Here is a 20,423-nt window from a genome sequence, read left to right on the forward strand (position 1 = left end):
ATTTGCAAAAGTCCGGATATTCCTTAGAATATGCGGCCTTTCGGGCACCCATGCCCGCTGTGCATTTAGATTTGCAGCACCGACTACAGGAACGATGTTCACATGCTAACAATCCGTCTTGCCCTTGGCGGCTCCAAAAAGCGCCCGTTTTACCACTTGACCGTAACCGACAGCCGCAACCCGCGCGACGGTTCGCACAAGGAACAGGTTGGTTTCTTCAACCCTGTTGCTCGTGGTCAAGAAGTTCGTCTGTCCGTGAACCAAGAGCGCGTAGCCTACTGGCTGAGCGTTGGTGCACAACCTTCTGAGCGTGTTGCTCAGTTGCTGAAGGACGCTGCTAAGGCTGCGGCCTGAGCAATATGAACGCGACGCCTGCTGTTGCTGATGATTTGATCGTTATCGGCAAGATTTATTCTGTTCACGGCGTTCGCGGCGAAGTGAAGGTGTACTCCTTTACTGATCCTACTGAAAACCTGTTGCAATACAAAACCTGGACGCTCAAGCGTGAAGGCAGCGTTAAACAGGTTGAGCTGGTCAGCGGACGTGGGAACGACAAGTTCCTGGTCGCAAAGCTCAAGGGTCTTGATGATCGTGAAGAAGCCCGTCTTCTGGCCGGTTACGAGATCTGCGTGCCACGCAATCTGTTCCCTGAATTGACCGACGGCGAGTACTACTGGTACCAGCTCGAAGGTCTGAAGGTCATTGATCAACTCGGGCAATTGTTCGGGAAAATCGATCATCTTCTGGAAACCGGCGCCAATGATGTAATGGTGGTCAAGCCTTGCGCTGGCAGCCTGGATGATCGCGAACGCCTGTTGCCGTATACCGAGCAATGTGTGTTGGCCGTCGACCTGGCAGCGGGCGAGATGAAGGTGGAATGGGACGCGGACTTCTAAACGTGGCTAATCTGCGCGTAGAAGTGATCAGTTTGTTTCCCGAGATGTTTTCCGCCATCAGCGAGTACGGCATCACCAGTCGTGCGGTGAAACAGGGGCTCTTGCAGCTCACCTGTTGGAATCCGCGAGACTACACGACGGATCGACATCACACTGTGGACGATCGCCCATTTGGCGGTGGCCCGGGCATGGTGATGAAGATCAAGCCCCTGGAAGATGCTCTGGTTCAGGCCAAGGCAGCAGCCGGGGAGAAGGCGAAGGTAATTTACCTGTCCCCTCAAGGCCGTCAGCTGAATCAGTCGGCGGTACGCGAGTTGGCGAATCTGGAAGCATTAATCCTGATTGCCGGTCGCTACGAAGGCATTGACGAGCGTTTTATTGAAGCTCATGTCGATGAAGAGTGGTCGATTGGGGACTATGTCCTGTCTGGCGGCGAGCTGCCGGCGATGGTCCTGATAGATGCGGTTACACGACTGCTGCCTGGAGCTTTAGGGCATGCGGACTCCGCGGAGGAAGATTCCTTCACGGATGGTTTGCTGGATTGCCCGCACTACACCCGACCGGAGGTGTATGCGGATCAGCGTGTTCCCGACGTATTGCTAAGTGGCAATCACGCACACATCCGGCGTTGGCGTTTACAGCAGTCCCTCGGGCGGACCTATGAACGACGCGCCGATCTTCTGGAAAGCCGCTCGCTTTCTGGAGAAGAGAAGAAGCTGCTCGAGGAATACATCCTCGCGCGGGACGATAGTTAACAACGTATCGATGGTAGGTCCGACGACTTACCTTAGGAGCACAGCATGACTAACAAAATCATCCTTGCACTCGAAGCAGAGCAGATGACCAAAGAGATCCCTACCTTTGCCCCGGGCGACACCATTGTCGTTCAGGTGAAAGTGAAGGAAGGCGACCGTTCGCGTCTGCAAGCGTTCGAAGGCGTGGTAATTGCCAAGCGTAACCGTGGTGTGAACAGTGCTTTCACTGTTCGTAAAATCTCCAACGGTGTCGGCGTAGAGCGTACTTTCCAGACCTACAGCCCGCAAATCGACAGCATGGCAGTTAAACGTCGCGGTGACGTACGTAAAGCCAAGCTGTACTACCTGCGTGACCTGTCCGGTAAAGCAGCTCGCATCAAGGAAAAACTGGCTTAAGTCCAGCTTCCCGATGCAGAAAAAAGCAGCCTTCGGGCTGCTTTTTTGTGCCCGGGATTTGTCTATTGCTCCGGCTGGATCACCGCCAGCAACGTCCATCCCGCCACCGGCTTCAAGCCGCTTTCCGGTGTCACTACATGCACCCAGCCGCTGGTGTCTCGGGCAAACAGCAAGATAGCGCGCTCGCCGTGCAGCACTTGATAGTCGTCCCAGCTAAACCCATCCGTCAGGTTGGTGCTGTAGAGCTCAGCGCCTTGCCCCAACAGGCTGGCCAGTTTGGTGTAGCTCAGCGGCTGGCTCCCCAGCAAATGCCCGCGATGCTCATGGCTTGCCCGGTGCTTGTCGGTTCGTCGGCTTTCCTGACTGCTGGCGAGGGCAAACAGCCGTTGGCCAAACTCATGGCGAAAACGCATGGCGGCCAAGGTGTTCAATTCGCCTGATGGCGACAGGGCCAGCAAGTGCCCCAAGCCCACCAGGTCCAGATGCGATTCGGCATGCTGCGATGCCGGGTTACCAAAATAGGTCGGCAAACCCTCCATCCGGCTGGCACGGATATTCTCCCAGCTTGAATCGGTCAGCAGCACCCGGCAGCCCAACTGTTGCAAGGCTTTACCCAATATACGTGCCGGGCCGTTGGCACCGACGATCAGAAAACCGCTGGGCGCCGGCTCTGCCACTTTCAACAGGCGAGCCAGTGGACGTGCCGTGGCACTTTGCAACACCACCGTGCCGATAATCACCGCGAAGGTCAGGGGCACCAGCAGCAACGCACCTTCATGACCCGCTTCATCCAGGCGAATGGCGAAAATCGCTGACACCGCCGCCGCCACAATCCCTCGTGGCGCAATCCACGCCAGCAGCGCCCGTTCCCGCCAATTCAGGTTCGAGCCAAAGGTCGACAGGGCGACATTCAATGGCCGCGCAATAAACTGAATGATCAACAACAGGATCAGCACAAACGGCCCCAGGGCGATCAGTGCGTTCAGGTCCAGCCGCGCCGCCAGCAGAATGAACAGCCCGGAGATCAGCAGGACACTGAGGTTCTCCTTGAAGTGCAGGATGTGCCGCACATCGACGCCCTTCATATTGGCCATCCACATGCCCATCAGCGTCACCGCCAGCAGGCCGGATTCGTGCATCACCTGGTTGGAAGCGATAAAGACCCCCAGCACGCCCGCCAGGGTCGCCAGGTTGTGCAAGTACTCCGGCAGCCATTGCCGGCGCATGATCTGGCCCAGTACCCAGCCACCGGCGATACCGAACAGGCTGCCGCACACAATCACCCCGCCAAAGGTCAGCAGGCTGTGGCTCAAGCCGTCGCCGGAGGCGCGGGCGATGATAAAGCTGTAGACCACCACCGCCAGCAACGCGCCGATCGGGTCGATGACAATGCCTTCCCAGCGCAGGATGTTGGCGATAGAGGCTTTGGGGCGTACGACGCGCAGCATGGGCACAATCACCGTCGGCCCTGTCACTAGGGTCAGGGTGCCGAACAGCAAGGCCAGCATCCAGTCGAAGCCCAGCAGCCAATGGGTCGCGAGGGTGATCACAGCCCAGGTCGACAGGGCGCCGATCGTCACCAACCGGTGTACCACGCTGCCGATTTCCCGCCACTCCGACAGGTGCAGGGTCAGGCTGCCCTCAAACAGAATCAGCGCCACCGCGAGGGACACCAAGGGCATCAGTAACGGGCCGAACATCTCTTGCGGGTTGAGCCAGCCCAGCACCGGCCCCACCAGAATCCCGGTCAGCAGTAGAAACAGGATTGCCGGCAGTTTCAGGCGCCAGGCCAACCATTGGCACCCCAGGGCGGCCACGCCGATGCCGCCAAAAGCCAACAGAATCTGTTGTTCGTTCATTGAAGCTCCCTGTTCCTTGAAATAGCTGGCTATGAAAGACTAGTGACCTTCGTCACAGTTCACTATTAATTTGCGCAAAGCCCCGTGCCAGCGCTGCCCGAGTGCCCATGCCCGCCATCGACCACCCACTGATAGACCGCTTCCTCGACGCCCTCTGGCTGGAAAAGGGCCTGTCGGACAACACCCGCCAGGCCTACCGCAGTGATTTGGCCCTGTTCAATGGCTGGTTGCAGGAGAAAAACCTGGAGCTGATCAACGCCGGTCGTGAGCTGATCCTCGACCATCTGTCCTGGCGTCTGGAGCAAAACTACAAGCCGCGTTCCACGGCACGTTTTCTCTCCGGTGTCCGTGGTTTCTATCGCTACTTGCTGCGGGAAAAATTGATCACCGTCGACCCGACCCTGCAAGTCGACATGCCGCAACTAGGTAGGCCATTGCCCAAATCCCTGTCAGAAGCCGACGTTGAAGCCTTGCTGGCGGCGCCCGACCTGAGTGAAGCCATCGGCCAGCGTGACCGCGCCATGCTCGAAGTCCTGTATGCCTGCGGCCTGCGAGTCACGGAGCTGATCAGCCTGACCCTGGAGCAGGTCAACCTGCGCCAGGGCGTGTTGCGGGTGATGGGCAAGGGCAGCAAGGAGCGGCTGGTACCGATGGGCGAGGAGGCGATTGTCTGGGTCGAGCGCTACATGCGCGATGCCCGCAGCGAACTGCTGGGCGGGCGTCCCAGCGACGTGCTGTTCCCCAGCCTGCGGGGTGAGCAAATGACCCGCCAGACCTTCTGGCATCGCATCAAGCACCAGGCCAAGGTCGCCGGGATTGGCAAGTCGCTGTCGCCCCATACGCTGCGTCATGCCTTTGCCACCCATCTGCTCAACCACGGTGCGGATTTACGGGTGGTGCAAATGCTGTTGGGCCACAGCGATCTGTCCACCACCCAGATCTACACCCATGTGGCACGGGCACGCTTGCAGGACATGCATGCCAAGCACCATCCGCGCGGTTGAAAAGCGCCAATTTACCCGCCACAGTCGGCCCTCCCGCCCAACTGTGGTAGGCTTTGCCGGTTCGCAAAGGGGACGGCCCCAACCCGTGTTTTCAGACCGGTGTTCTTGCCCCCGTCCCTGCATCTGCCTTCAGGAGTTCCCATGCGTTTGACCCGGATTTTTACCGCCGCAGCTATTGCGTTGGTCTCAACCTTTGCCGTTGCCGATGATGCCGCCGAGAAGGCTATTCGCCAGAGCCTGCAAAACCTCAAGCTTGATACCCCGGTGGAAAGCATCAGCGCCAGCCCGATGGCCGGCCTGTACGAAGTCAAGCTCAAGGGCAGCCGCGTGCTGTACGCCAGTGCCGATGGTCAGTACATCGTTCAGGGCTACCTGTTCCAACTCAAAGACGGCAAGCCGGTCAACCTGACCGAGAAAGCCGAACGCTTGGGCGTGTCCAAACTGATCAACGGTATCCCGGTGGCCGAAACCGTGGTGTACCCGGCGATTGGTGAAACCAAGACCCACATCACCGTGTTCACCGACACCACCTGCCCGTACTGCCACAAGCTGCACGCCGAAGTGCCTGAGCTGAACAAGATGGGCGTTGAAGTGCGCTATGTGGCATTCCCGCGCCAAGGCCTGGGTTCGCCGGGTGACGAGCAGTTGCAAGCGGTCTGGTGCTCGACTGACAAGAAAGCAGCCATGGACAAGATGGTCGACGGTAAGGAAATCAAGGCTGCCAAGTGTGCCAACCCGGTTTCCAAGCAGTTCGCCCTGGGCCAGTCCATCGGTGTGAATGGCACACCAGCCATCGTCTTGGCCGATGGTCAGGTCATCCCGGGCTATCAGCCTGCGCCCCAAGTTGCCAAACTGGCGTTGGGTGCCAAATAAGCAGTATCGTCGAGCCTTTGACGATCATGTCGCGACGACAAGGGTCGATGCGTCATTAATAGAGAGCCGCAGTTGTGCGGCTGTTTTCCACGGCCGACCTTGAGTCGGCCGTTTCATGGGGAGTTCTTCAGTGAAACCGGTCAAAGTAGGCATCTGTGGGTTAGGGACCGTCGGTGGCGGCACCTTCAACGTACTTCAGCGTAACGCCGAGGAAATTTCCCGCCGTGCAGGGCGTGGGATTGAAGTGGCTCAAATTGCCACGCGTACGCCAAAGCCTCAGTTCCAAACGACCGGTATTGCGATTACCAACGATGTCTTCGACGTTGCCACCAACCCTGAAATCGATATCGTCATCGAGTTGGTGGGCGGCTACACCGTGGCCCGCGAACTGGTGCTCAAGGCCATCGAAAACGGCAAGCACGTAGTCACCGCCAACAAGGCGCTGATTGCCGTACACGGCAACGAAATCTTTGCCAAGGCCCGCGAGAAGGGCGTGATCGTCGCTTTCGAAGCGGCTGTGGCCGGTGGTATTCCGGTGATCAAGGCGATTCGTGAAGGCTTGTCCGCCAACCGTATCAACTGGGTGGCCGGCATCATCAACGGTACCGGTAACTTCATCCTCACCGAAATGCGCGAGAAGGGCCGCACCTTCGAAGACGTGCTGGCCGAAGCCCAGGCCCTGGGTTACGCCGAAGCCGATCCGACCTTCGACGTCGAAGGCATCGACGCGGCCCACAAACTGACCATCCTGGCATCCATCGCCTTTGGTATTCCGCTGCAGTTCGACAAGGCCTACACCGAAGGCATCACCAAGCTGACCACCGCTGATGTGAACTACGCCGAAGCGCTGGGCTATCGCATCAAGCACCTGGGCGTGGCACGCAGCACCCCAGCGGGTATCGAGTTGCGTGTACACCCGACACTGATCCCGGCCGACCGCCTGATCGCCAATGTGAATGGCGTGATGAACGCGGTGATGGTCAACGGCGACGCCGCCGGTTCGACCCTGTTCTACGGCGCTGGCGCCGGCATGGAGCCGACCGCTTCGTCCGTGATCGCCGACCTGGTGGACGTGGTTCGCGCCATGACCAGCGCCCCGGAAAACCGCGTACCGCACCTGGCGTTCCAGCCGGATTCGCTGTCGGCCCACCCGATCCTGCCGATCGAAGCCTGCGAAAGCTCCTACTATCTGCGGATCCAGGCCAAGGATCATCCGGGCGTGTTGGCCCAGGTGGCCAGCATCCTGTCGGAGCGCGGCATCAATATTGAATCGATCATGCAGAAGGAAGTCGAAGAACACGACGGCCTGGTGCCCATGATCCTGCTGACCCACCGTGTGCTGGAGCAGCACATGAACGATGCCATTACCGCGCTGGAAGCTCTGCAGGGCGTGGTTGGGCCGGTGGTACGGATTCGCGTCGAACACCTGAACTAACCGATTTTTCCAGGGGCCCCGTGTGTTCGGCGGCCTCTGTTCGAGAATGTTTTAGAGGAGCCAGTCATGCGTTACATCAGCACCCGCGGCCAGGCACCGGCCCTGAATTTCGAAGACGTCCTGTTGGCAGGCCTCGCCACTGACGGCGGCCTGTACGTGCCGGAAAACCTGCCACGTTTCACCCAGGAAGAAATCGCCTCCTGGGCTGGCCTGCCGTATCACGAGTTAGCGTTCCGGGTCATGCGCCCGTTTGTCACCGGCAGCATTCCGGACGCGGATTTCAAGAAAATCCTCGAAGAGACCTACGGCGTGTTTTCCCACAACGCCATCGCACCGTTGCGTCAGTTGAACGGTAACGAATGGGTCCTGGAACTGTTCCACGGCCCGACCCTGGCGTTCAAGGATTTCGCCCTGCAACTGCTGGGTCGCTTGCTGGACTACGTGCTGGAGAAGCGCGGCGAGCGTGTGGTGATCATCGGCGCCACCTCCGGTGATACCGGCTCGGCGGCCATCGAAGGCTGCAAGCATTGCGAAAACGTCGACATCTTCATCCTGCACCCGCACAACCGCGTGTCGGAAGTGCAGCGTCGGCAGATGACCACCCTCTTCGGTGAAAACATCCATAACATCGCCGTCGAAGGCAACTTCGATGACTGCCAGGAAATGGTCAAGGCCAGCTTCGCTGACCAAAGCTTCCTCAAAGGCACCCGCCTGGTAGCGGTGAACTCGATCAACTGGGCGCGGATCATGGCCCAGATCGTCTACTACTTCCACGCCTCCCTGCAGTTGGGCGGCCCGGCGCGTTCGGTGTCGTTCTCGGTGCCGACCGGCAACTTCGGCGACATCTTCGCCGGTTACCTGGCGCGCAACATGGGCCTGCCGATCAACCAGTTGATCGTCGCCACCAACCGCAACGACATCCTGCACCGCTTCATGAGCGGCAACCAGTACGTCAAGGAAACCCTGCACGCGACGCTGTCGCCGTCCATGGACATCATGGTCTCCTCGAACTTCGAACGCCTGTTGTTCGACATGCACGGTCGCAACGGCGCGGCACTCGCCGACCTGATGGAGAGCTTCAAGCAAGGTGGCGGTTTCAGCGTCGAGCAAGAGCGCTGGACCGAAACCCGCAAGCTGTTCGACTCCCTGGCCGTGGATGACGCGCAAACCTGCGAAACCATCGCCGAAGTCTACGCCCAGACCGGCGAGTTGCTGGACCCGCACACCGCCATTGGCGTCAAGGCCGCACGTGAATGCCGCCGCAGCCTGGACATCCCGATGGTGATCCTCGGCACCGCCCACCCGGTCAAATTCCCCGAAGCGGTGGAAAAGGCCGGTGTCGGCAAAGCCCTGGAGCTGCCGCCGCACCTGGCGGACCTGTTCGAGCGCGAAGAGCGTTGCACGGTCCTGGCCAATGACCTGAAAGCCGTACAGGCCTTCGTCAGTCAGCACGGCAATCGCGGCAAGCCGCTCTGACCTCAAGGCTTTACAGCGTTGTACAAGCCCGTCTTCGTGACGGGCTTTTTCTTTTTAGCGAGCCATACTCGCTAAGGCCCTTTTTGCGAGGGCGCAGTTGGCAAAAATAACGACCAAGGAAACCGACACGGTGTGGTTATCAACCCGATGGCGCTTGTGGCTGATGTACGTGCTCTGGCTCTGCTACGTGCCCTCAAGCCTGGCTGCCGTCAGCCTGCCCTTCAAGTTGGTACCGGCGTTTATCCCGCTGGCATCCATGCCCCTGGCGCCCGCCGAACAGCAGTGGTTGGCGGGCCACCAACCGCTGAAAGTGGGGATCTCCATTGATGACTATCAGCCGATTGATATCACCCGCGACCGTAATCGCTACCAAGGCATCAGCGCCGACTACCTGAGCCTGGTGGGTGCGCGCCTGGGCGTGCCGATGCAGGTACTGGGCTTCGCCGAGCGGGCGCAAGCGGTGGAAGCCCTGCGTGTCGGGGCCATCGATATTCTCACCAGTGCCAATGGCTACGAGCGCGATGTGCCTGGGCTGGCGTTTACCCGGGACTACATGCCGGACCGTTCGGTGGTGGTCGTGCGTCGAGATGACGACACGCAAAACGAGGACCTCAGGGATAAGAAAGTGGTGTTGCTGGAGGGGTATGCCAACGTCAACAACGTGCACGCGGCCTACCCCGACAGCCACATCATGCTGGCCCCCAACCTCTACAGCGGCCTGGAAGCCCTGAAGCAGGGCGATGCCGATGCCTTTATCGGCAATGAAGTGATTGTGCGGGCCTACAAATCCCTGCGCCCTTACCTGGGGTTACAGATCCGGGTGGAGAGCAGGTTGGCGCCGATTGGTTTTGCCTTTGCCACGCGTCAGGCCGATCCGCTATTGGGCACGATGATGGATCGCGCGCTGTCGACTATCGATGAGTCGGTGCAGCGGGAAATCCTCGCCCGCTGGACCACCGGCCTGGGCGTCGGTCTTGCCGGTGAGCACATTGAGTTATCGGCTTCGGAGCAAGCCTGGCTCCTGCGCCATCCCCATGTGGTGGTGTCGACCCAGCAACTGTCGCCTTACATATTCAAGGACAAGGACGGTGTATGGGTCGGCTTGAATGTCGACGTGCTCAATCGCATTTCGCGGATGACCGGCTTGCAGTTTGTCTTTGAGGAGGTGTTTTCCACTGCACAGACTCTGGAGCTGTTGGAGACGGGCAGGGCGGATATGAACACCACATTGGTCGAGAATCAGGAGCGCAAGGGATTCCTCAATTTCAGCCATGGTTTTGGCGGGTCCAGTTGGTTGTTTGTCGAGCGTGTGGATGCGCCGCCGGTGACGAGCTTGAGCGAGCTCTCCGATAAGGTGCTGGCGTTGCCGGCACGGCATGTCCTGGAAAGTTATATCCGCCGTGAGCATCCCACCATCAAGCTGCGGCTGGTGGACAATTACGCCCAGGCGCGTGAGCTGGTGATGCGCGGTGATGCGGCCGCGACCATACAAAGTGAAGTAGAAGTGCAGAGCTACCCGACCGATGAGTTGCGCATCGGTCGTAGCGTCGACGGCAAGTGGTCGGCCAACAGTCTGTCGGTGCGCAAGGGCCAGCCCGAGCTGCTGAGTATTCTGAACAAGGCCCTGGAAACCTTGCCGGTGGCCGAGTTGAGCGCCTTGCGGTTGCGGTGGTTGGGGGCGGTGGCCATTCCGATGCCGGTCTGGCAGCAAGTGCCGTCTTGGGCCTACTGGATGGTCGCCACGGCCATCCTGTTCGTCGTGGTGTCCCTGGCCTGGAACAGCCGGCTCAAGCGCCAGATCCGCCAGCGCCTGGCGGCCGAGCAGCGGCTCAACGATCAGTTGGCGTTCAAGCGCGCCTTACTCGATGGCATGCCCAATCCGGTGTTTGTTCGCGACTTGGCCGGCCGGCTGGTGACGTGCAACAAAAGCTATGAGCAACAATTGGTCACCCGACTTGAGCTGATCCAGGGCCTGACCCTGATGGAAAGCGGCCTGTTACCCGAAGCTACCGCGGTACGCCTGCACACGGGCCACATGGAGCAACTGGTCACGCAACACTCGCTGTTTGTTGACCGTGAGCTGGAGTTCAACAGCGGGACCTTCCATGTCTATCAGTGGACGGTGCCGTTTTTCGACGCCCAAGGCCAACTGCAAGGTTTACTCGGCGGCTGGATCGATATCAACGAGCGTAAGGTCCTTGAAACTCAGTTGATGGACGCACGCCAAGCCGCCGATGAGGCGAACTTTGCCAAAAGCGCCTTTCTTTCGACCCTCAGTCATGAAATTCGCACGCCCATGACCGCCATCATTGGCTTGCTGGAGTTGGAACAGGAGCGCGCGACGGCCTCAGGCAAGCCGGTGTCCGAAGCGCTGCGAGTGGCTCATCGCTCGGCGCGGGAGCTGATCGCGTTGATGGGCGACAGCCTGGACCTGGCCAAGATCGAAGCGGGCCATTTGCAACTGGCGCCGCAGACCACCGACCTGAAAGGTTTTTTCGAAGGCATTCAGCGCCTGTTTGAAGCGACGGCACAGAAAAAAGGCCTGCACCTGACCCTGGCTTTTGATCCGCAGGCGCAAGGGCATTATTGGTTCGATCCGCTGCGCTTGCGCCAGGTCATGCATAACCTTTTGGGCAATGCACTCAAGTTCACGGAGCAAGGAGAGGTTCGTATCAGCGTCGCGTCCAAGATGGATGAGGCAGGTTCCGAATACTTGCACCTGTGCGTTGAGGACAGCGGCCCGGGGATCGGTGTCGAACAACAGGCCCGAGTGTTCAAGCCGTTTATCCAGGTCAGCCCGCTGACGGCTGCCGAACACGGTGGGACGGGCCTGGGCTTGAGCATCTGCCAGCAATTGGTGGAACTGATGGGCGGGCAAATTACCTTGCACAGCCTTCTGGGCGAAGGCACGACGGTGTGCATTGATCTGCACCTGGACCGGGTCAGCAGTGACGACGTGCCCAGCGCCGTCGCGCCGCAACCTGTCGGCCGAGCGCTGTCAGTGTTGATTGTCGATGATCTGCCAGCCAACCGCTTGGTGTTGGCGCAGCAATTACAATTCCTCGGTCATCAGGTGGTATCTCTCAATACTGCCGAGGCAGCCCTGCAGCGTTGGCGTGTCGAGGCATTCGACCTGCTGGTGACCGACTGCCAGATGCCGGGGATGTCGGGTTATGCCCTGAGCCAGGCCATTCGCGAGATCGAGGCCCAGGAACAACGCCCGCGCTGTGCGCTAGTGGGTTGCACGGCCAATGCTTTTGCTGACGAACGCCTGCGCTGCCGGGAGGCCGGAATGGACGAACTGCTGGTCAAGCCCGTGACCCTGGAGCAATGGGCCCAGGTGCTGGCCCGGGTGGTGCCCCCGCGCTCCTTTGATATCCATACCCTGCGTACCATGACCCAGGCCGACGGGCCGGTCCTGCAGCGGATGTTGCAGGAGTTGGCGAAGAGCCTTGAGCATGAACACAACGCACTGTCCGGCGCCATGGCCGATCAAGACCTGGCGCGGCTCACCGCCTCCTTGCATCGTCTCAAGGGCATTTGTTGCCTGGTGGATGCGCTGCCGCTGGCCAAGGCCTGCGTGGCGCTTGATGTCAGTGTGCGTGAGCGGCGCAGCGATGAGTTGCCGGCGCAGTGGTTGACCCTGTCGCAGGCGTTGGTGGCCTTGCAAAAGGATATCGTGCCCTACCTGTAATCCTGTAGCCGCTGCCGAGGTAGGAGGCTGCGATGCGTGTCCGCAGGACCGCCCTCGGAATCGCTGCGCACCCCATCGCAGTGGCTGCGGGCAGAATAGGACGCGTCCTATGGGGTATTGAGCTGTGTTTGACTAGTGTGGGCGACCTTGCTCGTGCCCATAGAGTTTCCCATGCGTTCACTCAAAGTCCTGATCCTCGAAGATAACCCGTTCCAGCTGATGGCCTTGCACCAGATGCTCAATGCCAACGGCGTGTTCAATGTGCTCACGGCGGAAAGTGTCGAAGCGGCCCGCCAATCACTGGCCAGCAAGGGGCCGGTGGATATCGCTATCTGCGATCTGTACCTGGAGCAGGGTGACGGCCTGGAGTTGATCCGGGAACTGGCCGAACACCGCCAGGCCCAAGTGCTGATTCTGTTGAGCAATGCCGAGCCCGACGTACTGGAGGGCGTGGCGAACATGGCACGTCAGGCCGGGCTCAATGTGTTGGGGTGCCTGCCCAAACCGGCCTCGGCGACACTGATCGGGCAACTGCTGACGGCCTGCCAGCAACGCTTGCGTCCAGGCCCGCCGGTGATGTCCTGGGAGCAGGTGCGTCAATTGCTGGGAACGAGCGAGGTCCAGGCGCAGCCCATATCGTTGGAGGCCAGCCAGGCCATCATTGCACGCTGTGCCAGTGCCTGGTTCCAGCCCATTGTCAGCCAATCGGGAGAACTGCAGGGCGTTGAGACGCTCGCCCGCTGGCAGCATCCAGAACGAGGCTTGCTGTTGCCCGGTGAGTTTTTACCCGTGCTGGAGTTTGGCGGTTTGGAAGAGGCCTTCACCTGGCACGTGCTGGAAGACGCTCTGCGCATCGCCGCCCAAGTGTTGCAGGATTCAGGCAAGGTGCTGCCGGTGGCAGTCAACATTCCCGGGCGGATGCTTGAGCACGGGCACTTTCCCCAGACGCTGCAAGACTTGTTGCAACGCTTCGCCATCCCGGCCCATAGCCTCACTCTGGAACTGGTCGAAACCTCCCGCTTGAAGACCGACAGCACCCATGTCACCGGGTTGCTGCGCCTGCGGATGATCGGCTGCAAATTGTCTATCGGCGACTTTGGTCTCGGGGGTACCAGCTTGCAGCGTTTGCTGGAGTTGCCGTTCACCGAGTTGAAAATCCCACCGGCCTTTGCCTGCGGGATGGCCGGCGACGAGCGCAAGGCGGCGGTCGTTGCCGGAGCCATGAGCATGGCGGGGCACTTGGGCGTGGGCATCGTGGTGACCGGCATTGAAAACGCGGCTGACCGTGAAGCGGTTTGCGCGCTGGGCCCTGCCTGGCTGCAAGGTTGTTTCATCGCCCGCCCCATGAGTGCCCAGGCGCTGCGACAATGGCTGGCTCAATGCCCGGAGTTTGCGGCTTAGGACAAGCCGTGTTCCTGTCCATAGATGAACAGCGCGGCATCACTGGAAAGACCGAGCTTGCGCATGGCGCTGACTTTCTGCGTGCTGACCGTCTGTTTGCTGCGATTGAGGTTCGCCGCGATTTCCCCCACCGTCAGCCCGTTGGCCAGCAGGCGGATCACTTCCAGTTCGCGAGGTGACAGTTGCTCTTGGGAGTGCAAGCGATCGGGACCTACTTCGCCCGCCAGGCTTAGCGCCTGACGAATGGTGTAGGCCACGTAACAGCGCTGTAGCCGCACCTGACGGATGGCTTCGGGCAGTTCGTCGGCCAGGCTGGCCTTGCTCAGCAGGCCCATGACCCCCAACTCCAGAATGGAATGAAACAACCCGGCATTATTGAGCATCGTCACCACCACGATGGGCAAGGCCGGGTAATGCCTACGCAGTTGTTCAATCAGGCGCAGGCCATCGGCCTGGGGCTCGGCGGGCATCATGAAATCGGTGACCAGTACGTCGCAGGCACAGTGTTGCAACAGCTCGGTGAGGGCCTGTGGCGAACTGGCTTCGCCGACGACGCTCAGCCGTTTGTCGCGCTCCAGCACCGCCCGCAAGCCGATCAGGAAAATCGGGTGGTCGTCGGCGAGGACGATGCGCAATGGCTTTTCAGGCGCGGTTTTCAAAGCGGGCTCCCAGGACAATTCCGGGATTCTAGCCTGTTAATGGAGAAGATGGCCTGAAGGTATGCCCCCACGAAGCTCAAAAAAACGCCGCATTCCCTTCCTGGGGCTGCGGCGTTTTTTCTTTCTGAAGGCCTTGACCGGTGTTTGGGGGGCACCCGGGTCTTCGATTATGTAAGCAATTTGATCAGCAGCGCGGTGGCGGTGGAAATCGTGGCCACTACGGCTAATGCGATGCCCATGGGGTACCAGAAAGTTTCACAGGTTATCTTGCTTACTTCTGCGTTGTATTTACGTTGCTCCGCTACCAGCTTTTTTATTTCTACGTGAACCTTCTCCAGTTCAGCCTGCTCTTTAGTGTGTTCCAGCATGGGGTTCATCCTTCGGGTTGGGCCTTGTGACATGCGCTTCTACCTGTCTGGTGGGGTGAAGCGCGCTTACCGAGTATAGGTCTGGCCAGTAACGTCATTGGCTGCTGCATCACCAGATTCCAGGCCAATGAGTAAGCAGTTATGTGCAGTCGTTTTTTCGTTGTCATGTTGCAAGTGCATGCTGGTCGAAGTCACTCCCCGACAGACCCAAAAGACGAAAAGGCGAACTTTCCTACGCAAAAAGTAGTCACTTGAGTTAGATACATCTGCCGTTTACACGACTGTTTTCGAACTATTGAAGGTGATCGAGATGGAAAGTATCAGCCTAATGCTCGGTGAAGCACTGAGCCCTTATCAGGTTACGCTGACCTCCTCGGACGCGCAGGGCGAATGCCTGGTGACGGTGAAGAGCCCAAGTGGTGCCATCGTTGTCGAGCGTGAAGTCGATCAGGCTCAACTGACCGATAAACGCACCTTGGTGGATGTGGTGGATTGTCTGCACCGCGACCTGATGATTGCCGAAGGTCGACTGGAACCTTCGGTGATTGCGGCGCTACGCAATGCGGCCCTGACCCGTTCCCTGGCCTGTACATGAAGATTTATTTTTGTTTGGAACCTTCCTGCACCAAGGCGAGTCAGATTTTGTAACAACGGGATCAAGCATTGTGCTCCGGTGCTTGTGGCCTGTTGTTACTGGTCTTTGTAGGCCATGTTTAACCCCGAGTTGTTTCCCCACTGCTCGGGGTTTCTTTTTGTCCGCGATTTGTCATTGATCCGGGGCGTCCTGAAAAAACTGCGGGTTGTCATTCAAGTAGTGCGCCCGCAGTACCGGGTCGAGCCATGACGCGTAGGACTGCAACAGGTTGTCCTGAGGGATACGGCGCAGCACCTGGTTGATACGGGCCATGGCATTGCGACCATGGGGCGTGTCAGAGCAGCCGATATGGATGCGCTGGTAAGGCAGGCTCCCGGTGATCGGATAGAAGATCAGGTCCTGGGGATCGATATTCTGCTGCTGGGCCAGGTAGCGGACTTCCGGCCAATACCCCAGGACCACCTCCAGTCGTCCCCGTTGCTGCATTTGCAACAGGCTGCCGATGGCGTCACTGCCGTAGTGTGCTGTCACCTTGTGAGGGTTGGCCTGTCGCAGCCGCTCATCAACGACGGGACCGTAGCTGCGTTCGGCGATGATCCCGAGCCGCGCCTGCGGAGTCTCCAGAAATGCTTCCAGATCAAACTGGCCATCGACGATGAACGGTGCCAGCGCCGCCTGTTGGCTTTGGCGGATCGTCACCCCATTGGCCACCACTGCGAATGCGGGCGTGGAAAACACAATCGACTTCGCCCGTGTCGGCGTCCATAGCAGGGACGGGTCGCAGGTGAAGGAGGGCGCCTGGAGCATTTGCAGGCCGCGGGCGCGATTGACGTGAAGGATCTGGTGCCGGTATTCCGGCAGGCGCTCGATGAGTATCGGCAACAGTTGATCCACGGCACCCCGGCCCTTTTGCGGGCCTTCGAGAATCGTCATCGGCGGCAGGTCACGGACCAGCCAGGTCAAGGTTTCTTCGGCCTGGCCTGAGAGCGGCAGGGCGCCGAGCAGCGAGGTCATGAAACACAGCCGAATGAGTCGGCGATTGAAGCAACAGGTCATTGTCTTGAGTGTTCTCCTGAAACCTTTCTTCAGATCGCGCCATCTGTGCGCAGTCGGGTGATAGCGGCGGTGTCGTAGCCCAACTCGTTGAGCACCACGTTGTTATGTTCCCCCAATTGCGGCCCCACCCACTCGCAGCTGCCAGGAGTGTCCGAGAGCTTGGGCACAATGCCCGGCATCTTGAAGTCTTTGCCGCCGGGCAGTTGTGCCTTGAGGAACATCTCCCGGGCAAGAAACTGCGGGTCGCCCAGCATGTCTTCCGCGCTGTAGATCCGGCTGGCGGGCACTTCTGCCTTGTTCAACTGCTCGACCACCTGTTCCAGTGGCAGGGAATTGACCCAGCGGTCGATCACCCCATACAGCTCGTCACGGCGGTTGTCCCGACCGTCGTTGCTCGCCAGTTCAGGGTCGCTGGCCAAGTCCTCACGGCCAATGGCTGACATGAAGCGCTTGAAGATCGCATCGCCATTGGCGCCAATCTGCACATGCTTGCCATCCAGGCTGGTATGGATCGATGACGGGGTAATCCCCGGCATGATGTTGCCGGTGCGCTCACGGATAAAACCGAACACATCGAACTCCGGGATCATGCTTTCCATCATGGCGAAGATGGCTTCATACAGCGCCACATCCACCACTTGGCCCAGGCCGCCATTGACTTCGCGATGACGCAAGGCCATCAGCGCCCCAATCACCGCCCACAACGCGGCAATGGAGTCGCCGATGGAAATCCCGGTGCGCACCGGCGGACGGTCCTCGAACCCGGTGATATAGCGCAGGCCGCCCATGGATTCGCCCACCGCGCCAAAGCCCGGTTGATCCTTCATCGGTCCGGTCTGGCCAAAGCCCGAGAGCCGCACCATCACCAGTTTCGGGTTCAGGGCATGCAGGGTTTCCCAGCTCAGGCCGAGCTTTTCCAACACGCCGGGGCGGAAGTTCTCGATCAGGATGTCCGCGTCGGCCAGCAATTGTTTGAGGATCGCCAAACCGTCCGGGTGTTTGAGGTTCAGGGTCAGGGACTTCTTGTTGCGCGCCTGGACGAACCACCACAGCGACGTGCCTTCATAGAGCTTGCGCCACTTGCGCAGCGGGTCGCCGCCGTCCGGGGACTCGACCTTGATCACCTCGGCGCCGAACTCGGCACAGATGCGCGAAGCGAACGGGCCGGCGATCAGGGTGCCGAGTTCGATGACTTTCAGGCCGGCAAGCGGTTTGGCGGTAAACGACATGGGGATCCTTTCAGGAGCAGGGCAGGTGTGTGATGCCTTTTAACATAGGCCAATGGCACAGGGATAAGGATGATGCAGCGCAGGATTCGTTGAATGACCCCACCATCGGTTAGACTTGCCGCCTTTCCCTGTCTTTAGAAGCCCGTTCATGGCCCAGCCGTCCACGACCTACAAATTTGAACTCAACCTCACCGACCTTGATCGTTCGGTGTACGAGAGCGTCAAACAGACCATCGCCCGCCACCCTTCGGAAACCGAAGAGCGCATGACCGTGCGTTTGCTGGCCTATGCCCTTTTCTACAACGAGCAGTTGGCTTTTGGTCGTGGTTTGTCAGATGTAGACGAGCCAGCCCTGTGGGAAAAAAGTCTGGATGATCGTGTTCTGCACTGGATTGAAGTCGGCCAGCCCGATGCCGATCGCCTGACTTGGTGTTCGCGCCGTACCGAACGCACCACTTTGTTGGCGTATGGCAGCCTGCGTGTCTGGGAAGGCAAAGTGGTTCCGGTGGCGAAGAACCTGAAAAACGTGCACATCGCTGCCGTGCCCCAGGAAATCCTGGAAACCCTGGCCAAGGATATGCCACGGGTGATCAAGTGGGACGTGATGATCAGCGAAGGTACAGTCTTCGTGACCGATGACCGTGGCCAGCATGAAGTCCAGCTGGAATGGTTGGTTGGCGAGCGCGACTGACATTTCGATACCTGGTCAGGCAAGGAGGTCGATGTAGGCGCTGTCGAGCGTCAGCGAGGCTGCGATGGGATCACCCGGGTGTATCTGCCAGACCGCAGCGCCTGCATCGCAGCCTCGCTAAAGTTCGACAGTTCCCACACGGGATCGTCGCTGTTTTCAGCCTTCATTTTCAACGTTGTATCAAAGAGAAGCCCCCGTCATCCCATGCGTATCGATCCCCGTCCGTTGCCCGCCGTCCTGCCGTTTCTCGGTGAACTGCCACCGTTGTTGACCCGTCTCTACGCTGCGCGCGGGGTGCAATCGGAAGCCGAGCTGGATAAAAGCCTGGCGCGGTTGATTCCGTATCAACAGCTCAAGGGCATCGATGCCGCTGTGGACCTGCTGGTGACGGCGCTGGAGCAACGCCAGCGGATCCTTATCGTCGGCGATTTCGATGCGGACGGCGCCACCGCCAGCACGGTGGGCACCCTCGGTTTGCGCTTGCTCGGGGCGGCCCATGTTGATTACTTGGTGCCTAACCGCTTCGAATACGGCTACGGCCTGACCCCGGAAATCGTCGCCGTGGCCCTGCAACGCCAGCCGCAGTTGCTGATTACCGTGGACAACGGCATCTCCAGCGTCGAAGGCGTCGCGGCGGCAAAAGCGGCGGGGCTCAAGGTGCTGGTGACCGATCACCACTTGCCGGGCGACGAACTGCCGGCGGCCGATGCGATCGTCAACCCGAACCAGCCGGGCTGTGAATTTCCCAGCAAGGCGCTGGCCGGCGTCGGTGTGATTTTTTACGTGCTAATGGCCTTGCGTGCCCGTTTGCGTAGCCTCGGCTGGTACGACAGCAAACCGCAGCCGAACATCGGCGAACTGCTGGATTTGGTCGCCCTGGGCAGCGTCGCCGACGTGGTACCCCTGGACGCCAACAACCGCATCCTGGTCCACCAGGGCCTGGAACGCATTCGTGCCGGTCGCGCCCGACCGGGGATCAAGGCGATCCTTGAAGTGGCCAAGCGCGACCACGCCCGCATCACGTCCACCGACCTGGGCTTTATCATCGGGCCACGGCTGAACGCCGCTGGTCGCCTGGACGATATGAGCCTGGGTATCGAATGCTTGCTTACCAGTGATGTTGCCGCCGCCCGGGAAATGGCTGCGCAACTGGATGGCATGAACCAGGACCGCAAATCCATCGAGCAAGGTATGCAGCGCGAGGCCCTGGCCCAGCTCAAGGACTTGCCGGTGGAGTCGATGCCTTATGGCTTGTGCCTGTTTGATCCAGAATGGCACCAAGGCGTCATCGGAATTCTGGCCTCGCGCATGAAGGAGCGGTATTTCCGTCCGACTATCGCCTTTGCCGATGCCGGCGACGGTTTGCTCAAGGGGTCGGGACGTTCGGTGCCGGGCTTTCATATTCGCGATGCGCTGGCGGTAGTGGCCAGTCAGCACCCGACCTTGATTGCCAAGTACGGTGGCCATGCCATGGCGGCGGGGCTGACCCTGCCTGAGGCGAATTTCCCGCTGTTCGCCGAAGCCTTTGATGCCGAAGTGCGTCGGCAACTGCGTGAAGAAGACCTCACCGGGCGGTTGCTGTCCGATGGCACTCTGGCGGTCGAGGAGTTTCACCTGGAACTGGCGCGCGCCCTGCGCAACGCCGGTCCTTGGGGTCAACACTTCCCCGAGCCGTTGTTTCACGGGGTGTTCCAGTTGGTGGAGCAACGGGTGGTGGGCGAGCGGCATCTCAAAGTCGTGCTCAAGAGCGAGTGTGGTTCGGTGAAACTCGACGGCATTGCTTTTGGCATTGATCGAGATATCTGGCCAAACCCGACTATCCGCTGGGTGGAACTGGCCTACAAACTTGATGTGAATGAGTTCCGTGGGCAGGAAACCGTGCAGTTGATGATCGCGCATATCGAACCGCGCTGAACCCTCCAAGATCCCCCGTTGTCGACTAGTCTCTAAGCACTGTGTGATTGGTCTTGTGACCTTGTCCTGTTTCAGCCCACCGGGGGGTGGTATTTACGTCGACCTTTCAAACAGAACCCTGG

18 protein-coding genes are annotated in these 20,423 nt (G+C 59.7%); 13 read left to right on the plus strand and 5 right to left on the minus strand.

Features of this window, described 5'->3' with window-relative positions; genetic code table 11:
* Positions 1 to 102: 102 nt before the first annotated feature.
* Genes rpsP through rplS form a run of 4 tightly spaced genes read left to right on the plus strand, consistent with a single transcriptional unit; the run spans position 103 to position 2,047 of the window.
* Positions 103 to 354: a 30S ribosomal protein S16 gene (gene rpsP, locus J7E41_RS17165; protein ID WP_007944872.1), complete on the plus strand. Its 252-nt coding sequence runs from the start codon at positions 103 to 105 to the stop codon at positions 352 to 354.
* Between the two features lie 5 nt (positions 355 to 359).
* Positions 360 to 896, plus strand: coding sequence for a ribosome maturation factor RimM (gene rimM, locus J7E41_RS17170; protein WP_214994564.1), 537 nt, complete (start codon positions 360 to 362; stop codon positions 894 to 896).
* On the plus strand, positions 878 to 1,651 hold the full coding sequence (gene trmD, locus J7E41_RS17175; RefSeq protein WP_178128826.1) for a tRNA (guanosine(37)-N1)-methyltransferase TrmD: 774 nt from the start codon (positions 878 to 880) through the stop codon (positions 1,649 to 1,651). Before rimM ends, trmD begins: the two co-directional genes overlap by 19 nt.
* Before the next feature lie 45 nt (positions 1,652 to 1,696).
* Entirely contained in the window at positions 1,697 to 2,047 is a 351-nt protein-coding gene (gene rplS, locus J7E41_RS17180) for a 50S ribosomal protein L19 (RefSeq protein ID WP_003175895.1), read from the plus strand.
* Positions 2,048 to 2,109: 62 nt separating this feature from the next.
* Here the strand turns inward: rplS and J7E41_RS17185 are convergent, their stop codons facing one another.
* Positions 2,110 to 3,906 carry a cation:proton antiporter gene (locus tag J7E41_RS17185; protein ID WP_214994566.1) on the minus strand — a complete coding sequence of 599 codons (1,797 nt, stop codon included), beginning with the start codon at positions 3,904 to 3,906 and terminating at the stop codon, positions 2,110 to 2,112.
* Between the two features lie 107 nt (positions 3,907 to 4,013).
* Between J7E41_RS17185 and xerD the strand changes: the two genes are divergently transcribed.
* The 6 genes from xerD to J7E41_RS17215 all read left to right on the plus strand — a co-directional run bounded on the left by xerD (position 4,014) and on the right by J7E41_RS17215 (position 13,789).
* Positions 4,014 to 4,910, plus strand: coding sequence for a site-specific tyrosine recombinase XerD (xerD, locus tag J7E41_RS17190; protein WP_214994568.1), 897 nt, complete (start codon positions 4,014 to 4,016; stop codon positions 4,908 to 4,910).
* A 141-nt stretch (positions 4,911 to 5,051) separates the two neighbouring features.
* Positions 5,052 to 5,783, plus strand: coding sequence for a thioredoxin fold domain-containing protein (locus J7E41_RS17195; protein ID WP_214994569.1), 732 nt, complete (start codon positions 5,052 to 5,054; stop codon positions 5,781 to 5,783).
* A gap of 130 nt (positions 5,784 to 5,913) precedes the next feature.
* Complete coding sequence (locus J7E41_RS17200) at positions 5,914 to 7,218, plus strand: homoserine dehydrogenase (protein ID WP_214994570.1); 1,305 nt, start codon at positions 5,914 to 5,916, stop codon at positions 7,216 to 7,218.
* Between the two features lie 66 nt (positions 7,219 to 7,284).
* On the plus strand, positions 7,285 to 8,694 hold the full coding sequence (gene thrC / locus J7E41_RS17205; protein WP_169353137.1) for a threonine synthase: 1,410 nt from the start codon (positions 7,285 to 7,287) through the stop codon (positions 8,692 to 8,694).
* 130 nt (positions 8,695 to 8,824) lie between these two features.
* Positions 8,825 to 12,388: a transporter substrate-binding domain-containing protein gene (locus J7E41_RS17210; protein WP_214994571.1), complete on the plus strand. Its 3,564-nt coding sequence runs from the start codon at positions 8,825 to 8,827 to the stop codon at positions 12,386 to 12,388.
* Positions 12,389 to 12,559: 171 nt separating this feature from the next.
* Complete coding sequence (locus J7E41_RS17215) at positions 12,560 to 13,789, plus strand: EAL domain-containing response regulator (protein ID WP_214994572.1); 1,230 nt, start codon at positions 12,560 to 12,562, stop codon at positions 13,787 to 13,789.
* Here the strand turns inward: J7E41_RS17215 and J7E41_RS17220 are convergent.
* Positions 13,786 to 14,448, minus strand: a complete 663-nt coding sequence (locus J7E41_RS17220; protein ID WP_214994573.1) for a response regulator transcription factor — start codon at positions 14,446 to 14,448, stop codon at positions 13,786 to 13,788. The two genes, J7E41_RS17215 and J7E41_RS17220, sit on opposite strands and share 4 nt — an antisense overlap.
* A 167-nt stretch (positions 14,449 to 14,615) precedes the next feature.
* On the minus strand, positions 14,616 to 14,816 hold the full coding sequence (locus J7E41_RS17225; RefSeq protein ID WP_169353141.1) for a hypothetical protein: 201 nt from the start codon (positions 14,814 to 14,816) through the stop codon (positions 14,616 to 14,618).
* Between the two features lie 310 nt (positions 14,817 to 15,126).
* Here J7E41_RS17225 and J7E41_RS17230 point away from each other — a divergent pair, with 310 nt between their 5' ends.
* The gene (locus J7E41_RS17230; protein ID WP_214994575.1) at positions 15,127 to 15,411 is read left to right on the plus strand and encodes a DUF3509 domain-containing protein; all 285 of its coding nucleotides are present in this window, start codon (positions 15,127 to 15,129) and stop codon (positions 15,409 to 15,411) included.
* 171 nt (positions 15,412 to 15,582) lie between these two features.
* Here the strand turns inward: J7E41_RS17230 and J7E41_RS17235 are convergent, their stop codons facing one another.
* Both J7E41_RS17235 and J7E41_RS17240 read right to left on the minus strand, forming a co-directional pair.
* A complete protein-coding gene (locus tag J7E41_RS17235) occupies positions 15,583 to 16,425 on the minus strand; it encodes a TIGR02285 family protein (protein WP_251029539.1) in 843 nt (280 codons plus the stop codon).
* A gap of 71 nt (positions 16,426 to 16,496) precedes the next feature.
* On the minus strand, positions 16,497 to 17,696 hold the full coding sequence (locus J7E41_RS17240) for a CaiB/BaiF CoA transferase family protein (RefSeq protein WP_214994579.1): 1,200 nt from the start codon (positions 17,694 to 17,696) through the stop codon (positions 16,497 to 16,499).
* Between the two features lie 148 nt (positions 17,697 to 17,844).
* Here J7E41_RS17240 and J7E41_RS17245 point away from each other — a divergent pair, with 148 nt between their 5' ends.
* Positions 17,845 to 18,387: a YaeQ family protein gene (locus J7E41_RS17245; protein WP_214994581.1), complete on the plus strand. Its 543-nt coding sequence runs from the start codon at positions 17,845 to 17,847 to the stop codon at positions 18,385 to 18,387.
* A gap of 204 nt (positions 18,388 to 18,591) precedes the next feature.
* Positions 18,592 to 20,301, plus strand: coding sequence for a single-stranded-DNA-specific exonuclease RecJ (gene recJ, locus J7E41_RS17250; RefSeq protein ID WP_214994583.1), 1,710 nt, complete (start codon positions 18,592 to 18,594; stop codon positions 20,299 to 20,301).
* Positions 20,302 to 20,423 lie beyond the last annotated feature (122 nt).

Source organism: Pseudomonas fluorescens (genome assembly GCF_018614655.1).
In the GTDB taxonomy this organism is placed as follows: domain Bacteria; phylum Pseudomonadota; class Gammaproteobacteria; order Pseudomonadales; family Pseudomonadaceae; genus Aquipseudomonas; species Aquipseudomonas fluorescens_BX.